This window comes from Streptomyces sp. NPDC005574 (assembly GCF_040605435.1).
GTDB lineage: Bacteria > Actinomycetota > Actinomycetes > Streptomycetales > Streptomycetaceae > Streptomyces.
Map to the genome: position 1 here is coordinate 13,885 of NZ_JBEXCW010000091.1, position 14,784 is coordinate 28,668.

At 73.1% G+C, this 14,784-nt stretch carries 17 protein-coding genes; 14 read left to right on the forward strand and 3 right to left on the reverse strand.

Features of this window, described 5'->3' with window-relative positions; all coding sequences use genetic code 11:
- Positions 1-389: 389 nt before the first annotated feature.
- Positions 390-2,237: a glutamine--fructose-6-phosphate transaminase (isomerizing) gene (gene glmS / locus ABZT03_RS35135; RefSeq protein WP_356046978.1), complete on the forward strand. Its 1,848-nt coding sequence runs from the start codon at positions 390-392 to the stop codon at positions 2,235-2,237.
- Here glmS and ABZT03_RS35140 read toward each other — a convergent pair.
- Complete coding sequence (locus ABZT03_RS35140) at positions 2,198-2,425, reverse strand: DUF397 domain-containing protein (protein ID WP_356046980.1); 228 nt, start codon at positions 2,423-2,425, stop codon at positions 2,198-2,200. The genes glmS and ABZT03_RS35140 overlap by 40 nt on opposite strands.
- Positions 2,422-3,273 carry a helix-turn-helix transcriptional regulator gene (locus ABZT03_RS35145; RefSeq protein WP_356046982.1) on the reverse strand — a complete coding sequence of 284 codons (852 nt, stop codon included), beginning with the start codon at positions 3,271-3,273 and terminating at the stop codon, positions 2,422-2,424. Before ABZT03_RS35145 ends, ABZT03_RS35140 begins: the two co-directional genes overlap by 4 nt.
- 227 nt (positions 3,274-3,500) lie before the next feature.
- Here ABZT03_RS35145 and ABZT03_RS35150 point away from each other — a divergent pair, with 227 nt between their 5' ends.
- From ABZT03_RS35150 to ABZT03_RS35190, 9 genes are all read left to right on the forward strand, one after another.
- Entirely contained in the window at positions 3,501-3,908 is a 408-nt protein-coding gene (locus ABZT03_RS35150; RefSeq protein WP_356046983.1) for an ATP-binding protein, read from the forward strand.
- Between the two features lie 117 nt (positions 3,909-4,025).
- The gene (locus ABZT03_RS35155) at positions 4,026-4,196 is read left to right on the forward strand and encodes a hydrophobic protein (RefSeq protein ID WP_356046985.1); all 171 of its coding nucleotides are present in this window, start codon (positions 4,026-4,028) and stop codon (positions 4,194-4,196) included.
- Positions 4,197-4,305: 109 nt separating this feature from the next.
- Positions 4,306-4,677, forward strand: a complete 372-nt coding sequence (locus tag ABZT03_RS35160) for a holo-ACP synthase (RefSeq protein ID WP_356046986.1) — start codon at positions 4,306-4,308, stop codon at positions 4,675-4,677.
- Positions 4,678-4,772: 95 nt separating this feature from the next.
- Complete coding sequence (locus ABZT03_RS35165) at positions 4,773-6,245, forward strand: NAD(P)H-hydrate dehydratase (protein ID WP_356046987.1); 1,473 nt, start codon at positions 4,773-4,775, stop codon at positions 6,243-6,245.
- A gap of 437 nt (positions 6,246-6,682) precedes the next feature.
- Positions 6,683-7,609, forward strand: coding sequence for a L,D-transpeptidase family protein (locus tag ABZT03_RS35170; protein ID WP_356046988.1), 927 nt, complete (start codon positions 6,683-6,685; stop codon positions 7,607-7,609).
- Between the two features lie 112 nt (positions 7,610-7,721).
- A complete protein-coding gene (gene alr / locus ABZT03_RS35175; protein ID WP_356046990.1) occupies positions 7,722-8,912 on the forward strand; it encodes an alanine racemase in 1,191 nt (396 codons plus the stop codon).
- Between the two features lie 93 nt (positions 8,913-9,005).
- Positions 9,006-10,247, forward strand: a complete 1,242-nt coding sequence (locus tag ABZT03_RS35180) for an alpha/beta hydrolase (protein ID WP_356046992.1) — start codon at positions 9,006-9,008, stop codon at positions 10,245-10,247.
- Positions 10,213-10,734, forward strand: coding sequence for a tRNA (adenosine(37)-N6)-threonylcarbamoyltransferase complex ATPase subunit type 1 TsaE (gene tsaE, locus ABZT03_RS35185; protein ID WP_356046994.1), 522 nt, complete (start codon positions 10,213-10,215; stop codon positions 10,732-10,734). The genes ABZT03_RS35180 and tsaE overlap by 35 nt, the downstream gene beginning before the upstream one ends.
- 360 nt (positions 10,735-11,094) lie before the next feature.
- On the forward strand, positions 11,095-11,241 hold the full coding sequence (locus tag ABZT03_RS35190; RefSeq protein WP_356046995.1) for a hypothetical protein: 147 nt from the start codon (positions 11,095-11,097) through the stop codon (positions 11,239-11,241).
- Between the two features lie 164 nt (positions 11,242-11,405).
- Here the strand turns inward: ABZT03_RS35190 and ABZT03_RS35195 are convergent, their stop codons facing one another.
- Positions 11,406-11,960 (reverse strand): hypothetical protein, encoded by a 555-nt coding sequence (locus ABZT03_RS35195; protein WP_356046996.1) that lies wholly within the window; start codon positions 11,958-11,960, stop codon positions 11,406-11,408.
- 206 nt (positions 11,961-12,166) lie between these two features.
- Here ABZT03_RS35195 and tsaB point away from each other — a divergent pair, with 206 nt between their 5' ends.
- From tsaB to ABZT03_RS35215, 4 genes are read left to right on the forward strand one after another with little or no spacing between them, the layout of a single operon-like run.
- A complete protein-coding gene (gene tsaB, locus ABZT03_RS35200; RefSeq protein ID WP_356046997.1) occupies positions 12,167-12,823 on the forward strand; it encodes a tRNA (adenosine(37)-N6)-threonylcarbamoyltransferase complex dimerization subunit type 1 TsaB in 657 nt (218 codons plus the stop codon).
- Positions 12,820-13,359 (forward strand): ribosomal protein S18-alanine N-acetyltransferase, encoded by a 540-nt coding sequence (gene rimI / locus ABZT03_RS35205; protein WP_356046998.1) that lies wholly within the window; start codon positions 12,820-12,822, stop codon positions 13,357-13,359. The genes tsaB and rimI overlap by 4 nt, the downstream gene beginning before the upstream one ends.
- Positions 13,352-14,443, forward strand: coding sequence for a tRNA (adenosine(37)-N6)-threonylcarbamoyltransferase complex transferase subunit TsaD (tsaD, locus tag ABZT03_RS35210; RefSeq protein ID WP_356046999.1), 1,092 nt, complete (start codon positions 13,352-13,354; stop codon positions 14,441-14,443). The genes rimI and tsaD overlap by 8 nt, the downstream gene beginning before the upstream one ends.
- The gene (locus tag ABZT03_RS35215; RefSeq protein ID WP_356047001.1) at positions 14,440-14,700 is read left to right on the forward strand and encodes a hypothetical protein; all 261 of its coding nucleotides are present in this window, start codon (positions 14,440-14,442) and stop codon (positions 14,698-14,700) included. Before tsaD ends, ABZT03_RS35215 begins: the two co-directional genes overlap by 4 nt.
- Positions 14,701-14,784: the final 84 nt, after the last annotated feature.

The window sequence follows — 14,784 nt, forward strand, 5'->3', positions numbered from 1 at the left end:
GGATCGCGTATTGCGGACACTGCGGCATGACGATGCGCCCCCCGTGGCGTGGCGACACTGTTCCCCCGGTCGCTGATTGACTTGCCCGGACGGACTGGTCAGGGTCCGTCGAGGCGGCCGCCACCATAGACATGCCCGGACCTCATCGAACAGAGGTTTGTTTCATACGTGGCCTCGCGGGTGGCGGGAAATCGCCTACTGGCAGGTAACCCGTTTTGTGCGGATCTCCGCGCGTACCTATGAACTCACTGTGTGGTCCATGTGTGCGGCTGGTGGGGCTGGCGGTTGGCGGGGGATCGAAGATGGCCGGTTCACGTCTCGTGCGTGATTTCCGATTTCGGGCAGGGAGTGCCGGGTTTCGACGGGTGGTGGCGCCTAGGCTGCCGCCCATGTGCGGAATCGTGGGATACGTGGGGTCGCAGTCGGCGCTCGAGGTCGTGATGGCCGGGCTGAAGCGCCTGGAGTACCGGGGATACGACTCGGCCGGCGTCGCCGTGCCCGCCGACGGGGGGCTCGCCGCCGCCAAGAAGGCCGGGAAGCTGGTCAATCTGGAGAAGGAGCTGGTCGACCGGCCGCTGCCGGCCGGGACGACGGGTATCGGGCACACCCGGTGGGCCACCCACGGAGGCCCCACGGACGCCAACGCCCACCCGCACCTCGACAACGCGGGCCGCGTCGCCGTCGTGCACAACGGCATCATCGAGAACTTCGCCGCCCTGCGTGCCGAGTTGGCCGAGCGCGGGCACGAGCTGTCCTCCGAGACCGACACCGAGGTCGTGGCGCACCTGCTCGCCGAGGAGTTCTCCTCCTGCGCCGACCTCGCGGAGGCCATGCGGCTGGTCTGCCGACGGCTGGACGGCGCGTTCACACTGGTCGCGGTGCACGCCGACGAACCCGACGTGGTCGTGGGCGCCCGGCGCAACTCGCCCCTGGTGGTGGGCGTCGGCGACGGCGAGGCCTTCCTCGCCTCGGACGTCGCCGCGTTCATCGCCCACACCCGCTCGGCGATCGAACTCGGTCAGGACCAGGTCGTGGAGCTGCGGCGGGACGGCGTCACCGTCACCGGCTTCGACGGGCGTCCGGCCGACGTCCGTTCGTACCACGTCGACTGGGACGCCTCGGCCGCCGAAAAAGGCGGCTACGACTACTTCATGCTCAAGGAGATCGCCGAGCAGCCCAAGGCGGTCGCCGACACCCTGCTCGGCCGGATCGACGCGTCGGGTTCACTGACCCTGGACGAGGTCCGTATCTCCGCCGCCGAGATGCGCGAGCTGGACAAGGTCGTCATCGTCGCCTGCGGTACGGCCTTCCACGCCGGGATGATCGCCAAGTACGCCATCGAGCACTGGACCCGCATCCCGTGCGAGGTGGAACTGGCCAGCGAGTTCCGCTACCGCGACCCCATCCTCGATCCGCGCTCCCTGGTCATCGCCATCTCCCAGTCCGGCGAGACCATGGACACCCTGATGGCTCTGCGGCACGCCCGCGAACAGGGCTCCAAGGTCCTCGCCATCTGCAACACCAACGGCTCGACCATCCCCCGCGAGTCCGACGCCGTGCTCTACACCCACGCCGGACCCGAGGTCGCCGTCGCCTCCACCAAGGCGTTCCTCACGCAGCTCGTCGCCTGCTACCTCGTCGCCCTCTACCTCGGCCAGGTACGCGGCACCAAGTGGGGCGACGAGATCGGCGCCGTCATCCGCGACCTCTCCCAGATCTCCGGCGAGGTCGACCGCGTCCTGGAGACCATGGAGCCGGTCCGCGCCCTGGCACGCTCGCTCGCCGACAAGGACACCGTGCTCTTCCTCGGCCGGCATGTCGGCTACCCGGTGGCCCTCGAAGGCGCCCTCAAGCTCAAGGAACTCGCCTACATGCACGCCGAGGGCTTCGCGGCGGGTGAACTCAAGCACGGGCCGATCGCCCTCATCGAGGACGACCTGCCGGTGGTCGTCGTGGTCCCCTCACCGCGGGGCCGGTCCGTCCTCCACGACAAGATCGTGTCCAACATCCAGGAGATCCGCGCCCGGGGTGCCCGCACCATCGTCATCGCGGAGGAGGGCGACGAGGCGGTCGTGCCGTACGCCGACCATCTGATCCGCATCCCCGCGACCCCGACCCTGCTCCAACCTCTGGTCGCCACCGTCCCGTTGCAGGTCTTCGCCTGCGAACTGGCCACGGCCCGGGGCAACGAGGTGGATCAGCCGCGCAACCTGGCGAAGTCGGTGACGGTGGAGTAGCCCTTCACGCCGTTCAGGAACGCTGCGAAGGTTCCGGCCGGGAAGTCGAGCACGGCTCGGGTCGGGGCCTTCGTGTCGCGTACGGCGACATAAGTCGGGGAGGCGGCGATCTCCACGCAGTCGTTGCCGTCGCCGCCGTCGGAGTAGGACGACTTCCGCCAGTTGTCGGGGGTCACGAGGTGCCTCACAGCTCTTTCGCCAGTCTGTGGATGAAGTCACGCGAGCGTTCCGGCGCGAGTGAAACCGCCTCCACTTTACGGAAGCGTGTTCGGTAGGTGGCGAGTTGAGCTTCGGAATCGACGAAGGTCGCGCCATGGGGAGCGTCGCGGACCACGGTGTCCAGTTTGGGCACGGCGCCGCCGACGTAGGTCATCGCGCTGCCGCCCCAGGAGAAGCCGTCCAGGTCGAAGGGGATGACCCGCACGATGATGTGTTCCGCTTCGGACAGTTCCAGGACGCGGGTGAGTTGGGCCCGTGAGGTGGCGTGGTCGCCGACCCGGATGCGGAGGGCCGCTTCGTGGATCACCACCTTGAAGGGGATGGGGGTGGGCCCGTCGATGACCGTGCGGCGCGCGAGGCGGTGCCGAACGCGCAAGTCAATGTCCTTCGCGGTGAGTTCGGGGATCCTGTTGGAGAACACGGCACGGGCGTAGTCCGCCGTCTGGAACAGGCCCGGCACGAACACGATGGCCACGTTGTGCTGGAACCGGGCGTGGTGGTCCAGCTCGGACAGATCCAGGAAGGGTGTGGGCAGCGCTCCTCGATACTCCTCCCACCAGCCACGCGTCCGATCAGCGGTCATCGAGGTCAGCGCGTCGATGAACTCGGCGTCGGTGCAGGCGTAATGGGAGGCGAGGCGGCGCAGCCGCTCCTCGCTCACGCCGGTGAGTCCGGATTCGATGTGGCTGATCTGGACCCGGCCGGTCCCGAGCAGTGCTGCCGCCTCCTGGCCGGTGAGCCCGGCCGCCTCCCGGAGCCTGCGCAGCTCGACCCCCAGGCGCAGCTGTCGTGCCGTCGGTTCGCGCCTCAGGACCATCGATCGCTCCTCGCCTCAACACGCCGATCGGCGCGACTCGTTCGAGGGTGAGATTACGGGATCGGCTTGCTTGGGATGACAAGTTAGCCCTACCGTCAGTGACGCGACGCACACCCTGCGGCACCCCGGGGCACCCGGAAGCGCACCGTCCCGTCCTGCCACGACGGCTACGGCACTGCCACCGCCCGTCTGTCCGCAACCCCCCACCACCGCAACGGAGTTGACGCATGCCCGAACGTGAGCCCTGGGAGTACTCCCTGTACGTCCCGAACGATCCGCGCGCTGTCACCGTCAGTCGCCGCACCCTCCGTCTGATCCTCACCATGCACGGGTTGATCCGACTGGTCGACGTCGCCGAGCTGCTGGCGGCTGAGCTGGTCTCCAACGCCGTACGCCATACCAAGGGGCCCGCGGCTCTGCGGGTGCGCTGGTCGGCGGGGGTGCTGCGGATCGGGGCGTGGGACGCGGACCCCGGACCGCCCGAGCCGCCCGTGCCGCTGGACGGGACCCTCGACGCGGAGGGCGGGCGGGGGCTGGCTCTCGTGCGGGCCTGTGCGGACGTCTGGGGCTGGCAGCCACTCGCGAGGGAAGGCAACCGGGGCAAATACGTCTGGTGCGAACTGGCGGCTGCATAGCGCCGGGCCGGGCGGCGAGCATTTCTCGCATTCCCGCAACTCCCGTGGAGAAACAGTGAATCCCGGAGGCGTGTTCGTTCGAGGTGGGGGCATCCGGTGTTCTGGAGGTTGATAAACATGGTTCCCCTGCTTCTGGTTCTTCTGCTGGCTCTTGTTCTTTTCGGTGCGGGATTCGCACTGAAGGCGCTGTGGTGGATAGCGGTCATCGTGCTCGTGGTGTGGGCGCTGGGCTTCGTCGTCCGCCCGGCGGGAGGTGGCGGCCGTCGGGGCCGCTGGTACCGCTGGTAGGCGCGTACGCCGATGTGCGAGTGGGGCCCCGGTCACGACCGGGGCCCCACTCGTGCGTGAAAGGCGTGAAAAGCGGCCCGCACAGGCCGCCGCGCATAAAGTGCTCGGCATGAGCATCATCGGGGTCGGTATCGACGTGGCCGAGATCGAGCGGTTCGCGGCGTCGCTGGAACGTACGCCCGGACTGGCCCAACGCCTGTTCCGGGAGAACGAATTGCTGCTGCCTGGCGGAGAACGCCGTGGCGTCGCCTCGCTCGCCGCCCGCTTCGCCGCGAAGGAGGCCGTCGCCAAGGCCCTCGGCGCACCGGCGGGCCTGCACTGGACGGACGCGGAGGTCTACGTCGAGGACTCCGGCCGCCCGCGGCTGCGCGTACGGGGCACGGTGGCCGCCCGGGCCGCCGAACTGGGCGTCACCTCCTGGCACCTGTCGTTGAGTCACGACGCCGGGGTGGCGTCGGCGGTGGTCGTCGCGGAGGGATGACCTCACGGGCGCCCGCCCGGCCCGGCCGATGTGGACCAGGCCTCCAACGGCGACCTGATGTGCTCACCCGGCGCATCCGGGGCAGACTCGATCGCATGCGTACCGCATTCAGCGTGGAGACCGTCCGAACAGCCGAACGCGACCTCATGGCGCGGCTGCCCGAAGGCGCCCTCATGCAACGGGCCGCCGCGGGGCTCGCCGCCGCGAGCGCGGATCTCCTCGGCCGGGTCTACGGCGCCCGGGTCGTGCTCCTGGTCGGCAGCGGCGACAACGGCGGGGACGCCCTGTACGCGGGGGCCAGGCTGGCCCGTCGCGGCGTCGGTGTCACGGCCGTGCTGCTCGCGCCGGAGCGCACCCACGCCGGAGGTCTGGCCGCGCTGCGCCGGGCCGGCGGCAGCACGCTCCCTCATGGCGCCCCCGGACAACCGCCCGCACCCTCCACACAGGCCGGCCACCGGGCCGAGGAACTGATCGCCCGGGCCGACCTCGTCCTCGACGGCATCGTCGGGATCGGCGGCAAGGGCGGACTGCGGCCGGACGCCGTTCCGCTGGCCGCCGCCGCCGAGCGCTCCCGGGCCGTCGTCGTCGCCGTGGACCTGCCGAGCGGGGTGGACGCCGACACCGGCGAGGTCCGCGGCACCGCACTGCGGGCCGACGTGACCGTCACCTTCGGGGCGCACAAGCCGGGCCTGCTGATCGACCCCGCGCGGGAGTACGCCGGTGCGGTACGGCTCGTCGACATCGGGCTCGCCCTGCCCGCCGTACCGGAACTGGAGGCGTTGCAGCACGCGGACGTGGCCGCGCTGCTGCCCCTGCCCGGCGCCGAGAGCGACAAGTACCGGCGGGGGGTCGTCGGGATCGCCGCCGGATCGGCCCGCTACCCGGGGGCGGCCGTGCTCGCCGTGTCCGGTGCGCTGCGCGGCGGGGCCGGGGCCGTACGGTACGTCGGGCCCGCCGCCGACGCGGTGATCGCCCGCTTCCCCGAGACCCTCGTCTCGGACCGGGGGCCGCGGAAGGCGGGGCGCGTGCAAGCCTGGGTCGTCGGGCCCGGGGCCGGGGACGACGCGGCGACCGTCGCGGAGGTCCTGGCGTCCGACGTGCCGGTGCTGATCGACGCGGACGGACTACGGCTCGCCGACCCGGACGCCGTACGGTCGCGGACGGCCCCCACACTGATGACCCCGCACGCGGGGGAGGCCGCCGCCCTGCTCGGCGTCGGCCGGGAGGAGGTCGAGTCGGCGCGGCTGACCTCGGCGCGCGAACTGGCCGGGCGCTACGGGGCGACCGTGCTGCTCAAGGGCTCCACGACCCTGGTGGCCGACTCCGGCGGCGGGGCCGCCCGGGTGAACGCGACCGGGACGTCCTGGCTGGCCACGGCCGGCAGCGGGGACGTCCTGTCGGGCCTCGCCGGGTCGCTGCTCGCGGCCGGCCTCCCGGCGTTGGACGCGGGGAGCACGGCCGCGTATCTGCACGGGCTGGCCGGGCGGTTCGCCTCCGACGGGGCGCCGGTCGGCGCGCACGACGTGGCGGCGGCGATTCCCAGCGCCTGGCGCGACGTACGCGGCTGAACAAACACCCCGCCGGGTCCCCCGATCGCCACGAGTCCGGCCACCGACCGGCCGTGGCCGCGTGACCGGGCTCCGACGGGCCACGTGACCGCCACCAACCGGTCACGCGAGGGGCTACCCGCCGGGCCCCGACGGGCCACGCGACCGGCCACCGACCGGCCGTGCCACTCCCCCCGACCGAGCGCGTGGTTGACGCAGTGACCAGCCGCGCGACCGCCCGCGTCGCAGACGCCGCGACCGGCCGTGCGACCGCCCCCGAACGGCCGCGTGGTTGATGGCGCCGGGCGCCCCCGACCGGCGTCGCGGCAGACGCCGTGACCGGCCCCGCGCCCCGACTTGCGGCCGGCCCCCGCGACTGCGCCGGGCGGGTCGTCAATAAGGGTGACCCCGCCGCGCGGCAGCCCCCTCACCTCATGGCACCGCGTTTGTCTGATCGCATGATCAGCAGACGTATCGCCTGTCGGAGTGTCGCGGTGCTGCTCGCCGCGGTGAGCGCCTTCCCCGCCGGAGCCGCCGCCGCGGCCGACCCCGTACACACCGCCCCCGCCCCCGCCGCCGTCGAGCCCGTCCCGCCCGCCGCCGGGCCCGAGGCCGAGTTGGGGCCAGGGGTGGCGCCGGGGCCGTACCAGCCCTGGCAGACCGACACCCCCGACCAGGTGCTGCCGCCGAGGGTGTACGTGCCGACCGCCGAGGAGGACGCCGTCGAACCACGGGAGGCGGCCGAGGGGACGTACGCGCTCGTCGAGTACGTGCCGCTCGGCGACGCCGCCGCCAAGGTGACCTGCAGCAGACGCACCGGCCCCTACCAGCGGGCCGTGGAGCGGTGGTTGGGGCTCACGGTGGACGGGAAGCAGTCGGCCGCCGACTGCCGTGCCGTCGCCGCCTTCCAGCGGCAGCAGCACATCAGGCCGGCCATCGGCTTCGCCGGTCCCGTCACCTGGGCGCGGATGCAGCTGCTGTCCGCCCGCAAGAACCCGAACGAGGCGAAGAAGTGCCCGGTGCGCTCGTACCGCGTCGCCTGCGTCGATCTCGACCGGCAGCTGACCTGGGTGCAGAAGGGCACGAAGGTCGTCCTCGGGCCGCTGCCGATGCGCAGCGGGCGGGCCGGGCACCGGACGCGCACCGGCTGGCACACGATCTACTGGCGGCACAAGAACCACTGGTCGACGCTGTACAACAACCCCATGCCGTACGCCCAGTTCTTCGACGGGGGAGAGGCGTTCCACGCCGTCTACGGCAGCATCTACACGACCGTCGGCTCCATGGGCTGCGTCAACCTGACCCTCACCGACGCCCGCAGGCTGTGGGACGTGCTCAAGAAGGGCGACCGCGTGTACGTGTGGGGCCACCGGCCCGGTCCCTAGTTCCGTGTCCGGCCCCGGGTCCCCGGCCCTTCGCGTCCCCGGGCCGGTCCGGGCCCCGGTGCCCGCCCGCCCTCCGCGTGCTGTCCGACCCCTCTGAGACACTGGGGACGCCATGAGTGAGACAGCAACCGCGCCGACCGCACCCCTGCGGGCCCGCGCCGAGATCGACCTGGACGCCCTGCGCGCCAATGTGCGGACCCTGCGCGCCCTGGCGCCGGGCGCCGCCCTGATGGCCGTGGTCAAGTCCGACGCCTACGGCCACGGGGCGCTGCCCTGCGCCCGCGCGGCCGTCGAGGCGGGCGCGTCCTGGCTGGGCACGGCCACGCCCGAGGAAGCCCTCGCCCTGCGCGCCGGCGCCGGACTGCCCGCCGAGGTGCGGATCATGTGCTGGCTGTGGACGCCGGGCGGCCCCTGGCTCCAGGCGATCGAGGCCGACCTCGACGTGTCGGTGAGCGGGATGTGGGCCCTGCGCGAGGTCACGGAGGCCGCCCGGCAGGCAGGCCGGCCCGCGCGCGTCCACCTCAAGGCCGACACCGGGCTCGGCCGCGGCGGCTGCCAGCCCGGCGCCGACTGGACCGAGCTGGTCGGCGAGGCCCTGCGCGCCGAGGCCGGGGGCCTCGTCCGGATCACCGGCCTGTGGTCCCACTTCGCCTGCGCCGACGAACCCGGCCACCCCTCCGTCGCCGCCCAGCTCGCCCTCTTCCGCGAGATGGTGTCGTACGCCGAACAGCGGGGCGCCCGCCCCGAGGTGCGGCATCTCGCCAACTCGCCGGCCACGCTCACCCTGCCCGAGTCCCACTTCGACCTCGTGCGGACCGGTATCGCGCTGTACGGCATCTCGCCCAGCCCCGAGGTCGGCACCCCGGCCGACTTCGGGCTGCGCCCGGTGATGACGCTGTCGGCCTCCCTCGCCCTGGTGAAGCACGTGCCCGGCGGCCACGGCGTCAGCTACGGACACCACTACGTCACCCCCGGCGAGACCACCCTCGGCCTTGTCCCCGTGGGCTACGCGGACGGCATTCCGAGGCACGCCTCCGGGACCGGCCCGGTGCTGGTCGGCGGCAAGTGGCGCACGGTCGCCGGGCGGGTCGCGATGGACCAGTTCGTCGTCGACCTCGGCGGGGACGAGCCCGCCGCCGGCGCGGAGGCCGTCCTCTTCGGACCGGGTGACCGCGGCGAGCCCACCGCCGAGGACTGGGCGCAGGCCGCGGGCACGATCGGATACGAGATCGTCACGCGCATCGGAACGCGCGTCCCGCGCGTCTATGTGAACAAGGGACCAATTCCCGTGCACGAGGCATGAGTTCTCCCGCATGAGGAACAGATCGCACACGGCGGTCGATCCACACAGCCGGCCGACCCGGCGAACCAGCAGACCGGCGAAGAGGAGCGGTACGTGAGCGAGAGCAGCGCGGAGGCCGTCCTGGCCGTGGCCTCCGCCACGGGGGCGGCCGGGAGCTGGCGCCGGGCCACCGGCCTCGCCGGTGCCGCGATAGGCGTGGTCGCCGCGGGCGCGGCCGCCGGCGTGGCACTCGAACGGCTCACCGTCGGGCGCGGCATGCGCACCCGGGCCCGGCTGGCCCTCGACTCGGCCGGGCCGTACGGCGCGCTGCGCGGCACCCCCGGCAAGGCTCGTGCCGACGACGGCACCGAGCTGTACTACGAGGTCGACGAGGTCGACCCCGAAGCCGTGCCCCCGCTCTCCCCGCGCCGCCGCCGGCTGTTCGGCCGCAAGGCGCCCGCCCCCGTCACCGTCGTCTTCAGCCACGGGTACTGCCTCAACCAGGACTCCTGGCACTTCCAGCGGGCCGCCCTGCGCGGAGTGGTGCGGACCGTGCACTGGGACCAGCGCAGCCACGGCCGGTCGGGGCGCGGGGTGGCCCAGACCGAGGACGACGTGCCGGTCACCATCGACCAGCTGGGCCGCGACCTGAAGACCGTCCTGGACGCGGCGGTCCCCGAGGGCCCGGTGGTGCTGGTCGGGCACTCCATGGGCGGCATGACGATCATGGCGCTGGCCGACCAGTTCCCGGAGCTGATCCGCGACCGGGTCGTCGCCACCGCCTTCGTCGGTACGTCGTCCGGACGGCTCGGCGAGGTCAACTTCGGGCTGCCCGTCGCCGGCGTCAACGCGGTACGGCGGGTGCTGCCCGGTGTGCTGAAGGCGCTGGGGCAGCAGGCCGCCCTGGTAGAGCGGGGACGCCGGGCCACCGCCGACCTGTTCACCGGGATCATCAAGCGGTACTCGTTCGCCTCCCGGGACGTCGACCCGGCCGTCGCCCGGTTCGCCGAGCGGATGATCGAGGGCACCCCGATCGACGTGGTCGCGGAGTTCTACCCCGCGTTCACCGACCACGACAAGACCGCGGCGCTCACCCACTTCCAGGACGTGCCGGTGCTCGTCCTGGCCGGGATCGGCGACCTCGTCACGCCCAGCGAGCACAGCGAGGCCATCGCCGACCTGCTGCCGGACGCGGAACTCGTGCTGGTCCCGGACGCCGGGCACCTGGTGATGCTGGAACACCCCGAGGCGGTCACCGACCGGCTCGCCGACCTGCTCACCCGCGCGGGTGCCGTACCGGCAGGGGCTACCGTAAGTGGCTATGGAAGCACCAGCAGCACCGCACGGCCCGGCTGACCCCACCGCTGCGGACATCACCGTCAACTCGCCTGAGGAAATGCGGGAGTTGGGCCGCAGACTGGCCAAGTCGCTGCGCGCCGGCGACCTGGTGATGCTCAGCGGGGAGCTCGGCGCGGGCAAGACCACACTGACCCGCGGGCTCGGCGAGGGGCTCGGTGTCCGGGGCGCGGTCACCTCCCCGACCTTCGTGATCGCCCGCGTGCACCCCTCCCTCGGGGACGGCCCGCCCCTGGTCCACGTGGACGCGTACCGGCTGGGCGGCGGCCTCGACGAGATGGAGGACCTCGACCTCGACGTCTCGCTGTCCGACTCGGTGATCGTCGTCGAGTGGGGCGAGGGCAAGGTCGAGGAGCTGACCGAGAACCGGCTGCGGATCGACATCCACCGGGCCGTCGGCGACACCACCGACGAGGTGCGGCACGTGACACTGACCGGCTCCGGAGACCGCTGGGCGGGGATCGACGCGGGCGCGCTGGGCGTGTGACCGAGGCCCGCGGGCGTGCCGTGCGTGACGAGGGTTCATCAGGGCGGGTGCGGCGGGCGGGGCCGGCCCCTGGCGTCCGCGCGCCCCGAGGCGCTACCGGAGGCGCGACCCGAGACGCGGCCGGCCGTCCGGCCCGAGGACACTCCCGCCCGGCGAACATCCGTCCGACCCGAGGGCGCTCCCACCCCGCGAAAGTTCCCGCGGCCGTCCGTCCTGCCCGCGGGCGCTCCCGCCCGGCGAACGTTCCGACACGGTGTCGGCAAGATGTTGCGTTCGGCCTCTTGTGCGTGGTCACATGGTACCCAGCCCGTGGTTAGGTGTGCCTAACCACGTCCGCTCACGGACCTTCAGGAGGCGCCCATGGCCACGGACCGAGACGTGCCCCGCGTGGTCTCCATGCGCGACCTGCTGGCCTCGTGCGCCGCGGCGGACCTGATCTCGACACCGCCGCGCGCCCCGGACCCGCAGCCGGCAAAACCCGCGGAGGACCACCGCGAGGCCGCGTGAGCCGCCCGACGCCCACCGGCACACTGCCGCGCCCGACCGGCTGAGGCACCACCGCGCCGCCCCCTCGCCGGGCCCATGAGCCGCCGGGCCGCCATGCCGCCGGGCCGCCGTCCCGACGCGCTGCCGTCCCGCCGTACCCCCCGCCGTACTGCCGTCCTGTCGCCCTAACGGATGACGACGACCGCCGCGCCGATGGTCGCGAACCTCCACATCGCGTTCCCGTCCGCCCGGGACTCCCGGATGCCGCCCGTACGGGCGGGCGCGTCCGCCGACGGCGGCGAGTTGTCAACGGCCGAGCTGAAGCCGATCGCGATGCCGTCGGTGGCGGCGAAACGGACCACGTGTTCCACGGGCGTGCCGTCGGTGCCGGTGACCGCGTTGGAGCGGGACGTGACCGCGTAGGCGCCCGGGACCGGGTCGACCGTGCCGGGCGTGACCTTGTAGGTGCGCCGGACCTTGTCGCCCGCGCCGACCAGCCACACCCGGTCGTCGTCCAGCGAGTACACGACGCGTTGGCCGGTGCCGGACGCGGCGGGCAGGGCGGCGGGGTGCCTGCGGTCCCGGGGGGCCTTCTTGGCGGCGGCCGAGGCGGAGGCGAGCGCGTGCGCCTTCCCCAGGTCGGACGGGACGTCCGCCGAGGCCTGGTAGGCGAGGACGCCGACCGACGCCAGGGCCGCCACGGTGAGCGCGGCCACGAATCCGGAGCTGCCTGCTGTCACCGTCGCCACCTCTGCGGTCCCGTGCGCCGCGCAGGCCGTCGTCCGCGCGTCCGCGTCGTCTGTGTCATCTCCCGCGGCCGGTCGTCCCGCCGGTCGCTGCGGGCGTTCCGCGCCGGGGCACGTCACGCTCCGCGGCGACGGTAGCAGCAGGGACGGGCCTGGCCGGGGCGGCCGTGCCGGGCCCCGCGTGGCCGTAGGCTGTTTGCGTGCTCTTGCTCGCTCTGGATACCGCCACCCCCGCAGTGACCGTCGCCCTGCACGACGGCACGGCCGTCATCGCCTCGTCGAGCCAGGTGGACGCGCGCCGGCACGGGGAGCTGCTGCTGCCGTCCGTGGACCGCCTGCTCGCCCGAGCCGGGCTCCGGATCGACGCCGTCACCGCGGTCGTCGTCGGCGTCGGGCCCGGCCCCTACACCGGCCTGCGGGTCGGCCTGATGACCGCGGACACCTTCGGACTCGCGCTCGGCGTGCCGGTGCACGGTGTGTGCACGCTCGACGGGCTCGCCTACGCGGCCGGCGTCGAGTCGGGCCCCTTCGTCGTGGCCACCGACGCCCGCCGCAAGGAGGTCTACTGGGCGCGGTACGCCGACCCCCGCACCCGGCTGACCGACCCCGCCGTCGACCGGCCCGCCGACATCGCCGGCCAGGTGGCCGGACTGCCCGCCGTCGGCGCGGGCGCGCTGCTCTACCCGGACACCTTCCCCGACGCGCGCGAACCCGAGCACGTGTCCGCCGCCGCGCTGGCCGCCCTGGCCGCCGAGCGGCTGGCCGCGGGCGAGGAACTCCCGCCGCCCCGGCCGCTGTACCTGCGGCGCCCGGACGCCCAGGTCCCCAAGAACTACAAGGTGGTCACCCCCAAGTGACCGACACAGTGACTCCTCGGCTGCGCGAGATGCGCTGGTGGGACATCGAGAACGTGCACCTCCTGGAGAAGGACCTCTTCCCCGAGGACGCCTGGTCGCGGGGGATGTTCTGGTCCGAGCTGGCGCACGCGCGGGGCGCCGAGGCCACGCGGCGGTACGTCGTCGCCGAGGACGGCGACCGCATCGTCGGGTACGCCGGACTGGCCGCCTCCGGGGACCTCGGCGACGTCCAGACGATCGCCGTCGCCCGCGACCACTGGGGCACCGGTCTGGGCGGCCGGCTGCTCGCCGAACTGCTGCGCGCCGCGACCGCCTTCGAGTGCGCCGAGGTGATGCTCGAGTGCCGGATCGACAACACCCGCGCACAGAAGCTGTACGAGCGGTTCGGCTTCGAGGCGATCGGGTTCCGGCGCGGCTACTACCAGCCGGGCAACATCGACGCCCTGGTGATGAAACTGACCACAGCACCCAACAGCGGCCCCGCTGCGGGTCCCCCTTCCGGCGACGGCGTACAAGGAACCGAGATCCATGGCTGACGAACCCCTGGTCCTGGGCATCGAGACCTCCTGCGACGAGACCGGCGTCGGTGTCGTCCGCGGCACGACCCTGCTGGCCGACGCGATCGCCTCCAGCGTCGACGAGCACGCCCGTTTCGGCGGGGTGGTGCCGGAGGTCGCCTCACGGGCGCATCTGGAGGCGATGGTGCCGACCATCGAGCGCGCGCTGAAGGAGGCGGGCGTCACGGCGCGGGACCTGGACGGCATCGCCGTCACCGCCGGTCCCGGCCTCGCGGGCGCGCTGCTGGTCGGCGTCTCGGCGGCGAAGACGTACGCCTACGCGCTCGGCAAGCCGCTGTACGGCGTCAACCACCTCGCCTCCCACATCTGCGTCGACCAGCTGGAGCACGGCGCGCTGCCGGAGCCGACGATGGCGCTGCTGGTGTCCGGCGGGCACTCCTCACTGCTGCTGTCCTCGGACATCACCTCCGACGTCCGGCCGCTGGGCGCGACCATCGACGACGCGGCCGGTGAGGCCTTCGACAAGATCGCGCGGGTGCTGAACCTCGGCTTCCCCGGCGGTCCCGTCATCGACCGGTACGCGAAGGAGGGCGACCCCTCCGCGATCACGTTCCCGCGCGGTCTGACCGGCCCGCGCGACCCGGCCTACGACTTCTCCTTCTCCGGTCTGAAGACGTCCGTGGCCCGTTGGATCGAGGCGCGGCGGGCGGCGGGCGAGGAGGTGCCGGTGCGTGACGTGGCGGCCTCCTTCCAGGAGGCGGTCGTGGACGTGCTGACCCGCAAGGCCGTCCGGGCCTGCAAGGACGAGGGCGTCGACCACCTGATGATCGGCGGCGGGGTCGCGGCCAACTCCCGGCTGCGGGTGCTGGCCCAGGAACGCTGCGAGGCGGCGGGCATCCGGCTGCGGGTGCCCCGGCCGAAGCTGTGCACCGACAACGGGGCGATGGTGGCGGCGCTGGGCGCGGAGATGGTGGCGCGCAACCGGCCCGCGTCGGGCTGGGACCTGTCGGCGGACTCGTCGCTGCCGGTGACGGACCCGCACGTGCCGGGGCACTCCCACGACCACGCGCACGAGACCGACGGGGAGAACCTGTACTCGTGACCGTCGCGCTGATGTGGGAGGCGCGGGCGGTCCCCGGGCGGGGCGAGGACCTGCTGGCGTGGACCCGCGCGCAGCGGCTGCCCCGGCCGCCTCTGCGCCGCGAGACCCTCCGGGCCCCGCAGGACCGCGTCCTCGTCATCACCTGGTGGGACGCGGCCTACGACGCCGAGCTCCCCGAACTCCCCGAGCCGGACGGCGGGTTGGTCGCCCGCGCGGTGCACCGCTGGCGTTTCGAGTCGGCGGACACCGAGGACTGACAGTGATGATTGCTGTGGCTCCGCTCGGCGGTCTGACCCCAGGACTGACTGGCGCTTCGGCTGTCCTCGAGTGGATTCGTCGGC

Excerpts from the sequence above, each read along its gene's own strand:
- glmS (WP_356046978.1), top strand. The coding sequence starts at position 390 with ATGTGCGGAATCGTGGGATACGTGGGGTCGCAGTCGGCGCTCGAGGTC.
- ABZT03_RS35145 (WP_356046982.1), bottom strand. The coding sequence starts at position 3,273 with ATGGTCCTGAGGCGCGAACCGACGGCACGACAGCTGCGCCTGGGGGTC.
- ABZT03_RS35150 (WP_356046983.1), top strand. The coding sequence starts at position 3,501 with ATGCCCGAACGTGAGCCCTGGGAGTACTCCCTGTACGTCCCGAACGAT.
- ABZT03_RS35155 (WP_356046985.1), top strand. The coding sequence starts at position 4,026 with ATGGTTCCCCTGCTTCTGGTTCTTCTGCTGGCTCTTGTTCTTTTCGGT.
- ABZT03_RS35160 (WP_356046986.1), top strand. The coding sequence starts at position 4,306 with ATGAGCATCATCGGGGTCGGTATCGACGTGGCCGAGATCGAGCGGTTC.
- ABZT03_RS35165 (WP_356046987.1), top strand. The coding sequence starts at position 4,773 with ATGCGTACCGCATTCAGCGTGGAGACCGTCCGAACAGCCGAACGCGAC.
- ABZT03_RS35170 (WP_356046988.1), top strand. The coding sequence starts at position 6,683 with ATGATCAGCAGACGTATCGCCTGTCGGAGTGTCGCGGTGCTGCTCGCC.
- alr (WP_356046990.1), top strand. The coding sequence starts at position 7,722 with ATGAGTGAGACAGCAACCGCGCCGACCGCACCCCTGCGGGCCCGCGCC.
- tsaE (WP_356046994.1), top strand. The coding sequence starts at position 10,213 with ATGGAAGCACCAGCAGCACCGCACGGCCCGGCTGACCCCACCGCTGCG.
- ABZT03_RS35190 (WP_356046995.1), top strand. The coding sequence starts at position 11,095 with ATGGCCACGGACCGAGACGTGCCCCGCGTGGTCTCCATGCGCGACCTG.
- tsaD (WP_356046999.1), top strand. The coding sequence starts at position 13,352 with ATGGCTGACGAACCCCTGGTCCTGGGCATCGAGACCTCCTGCGACGAG.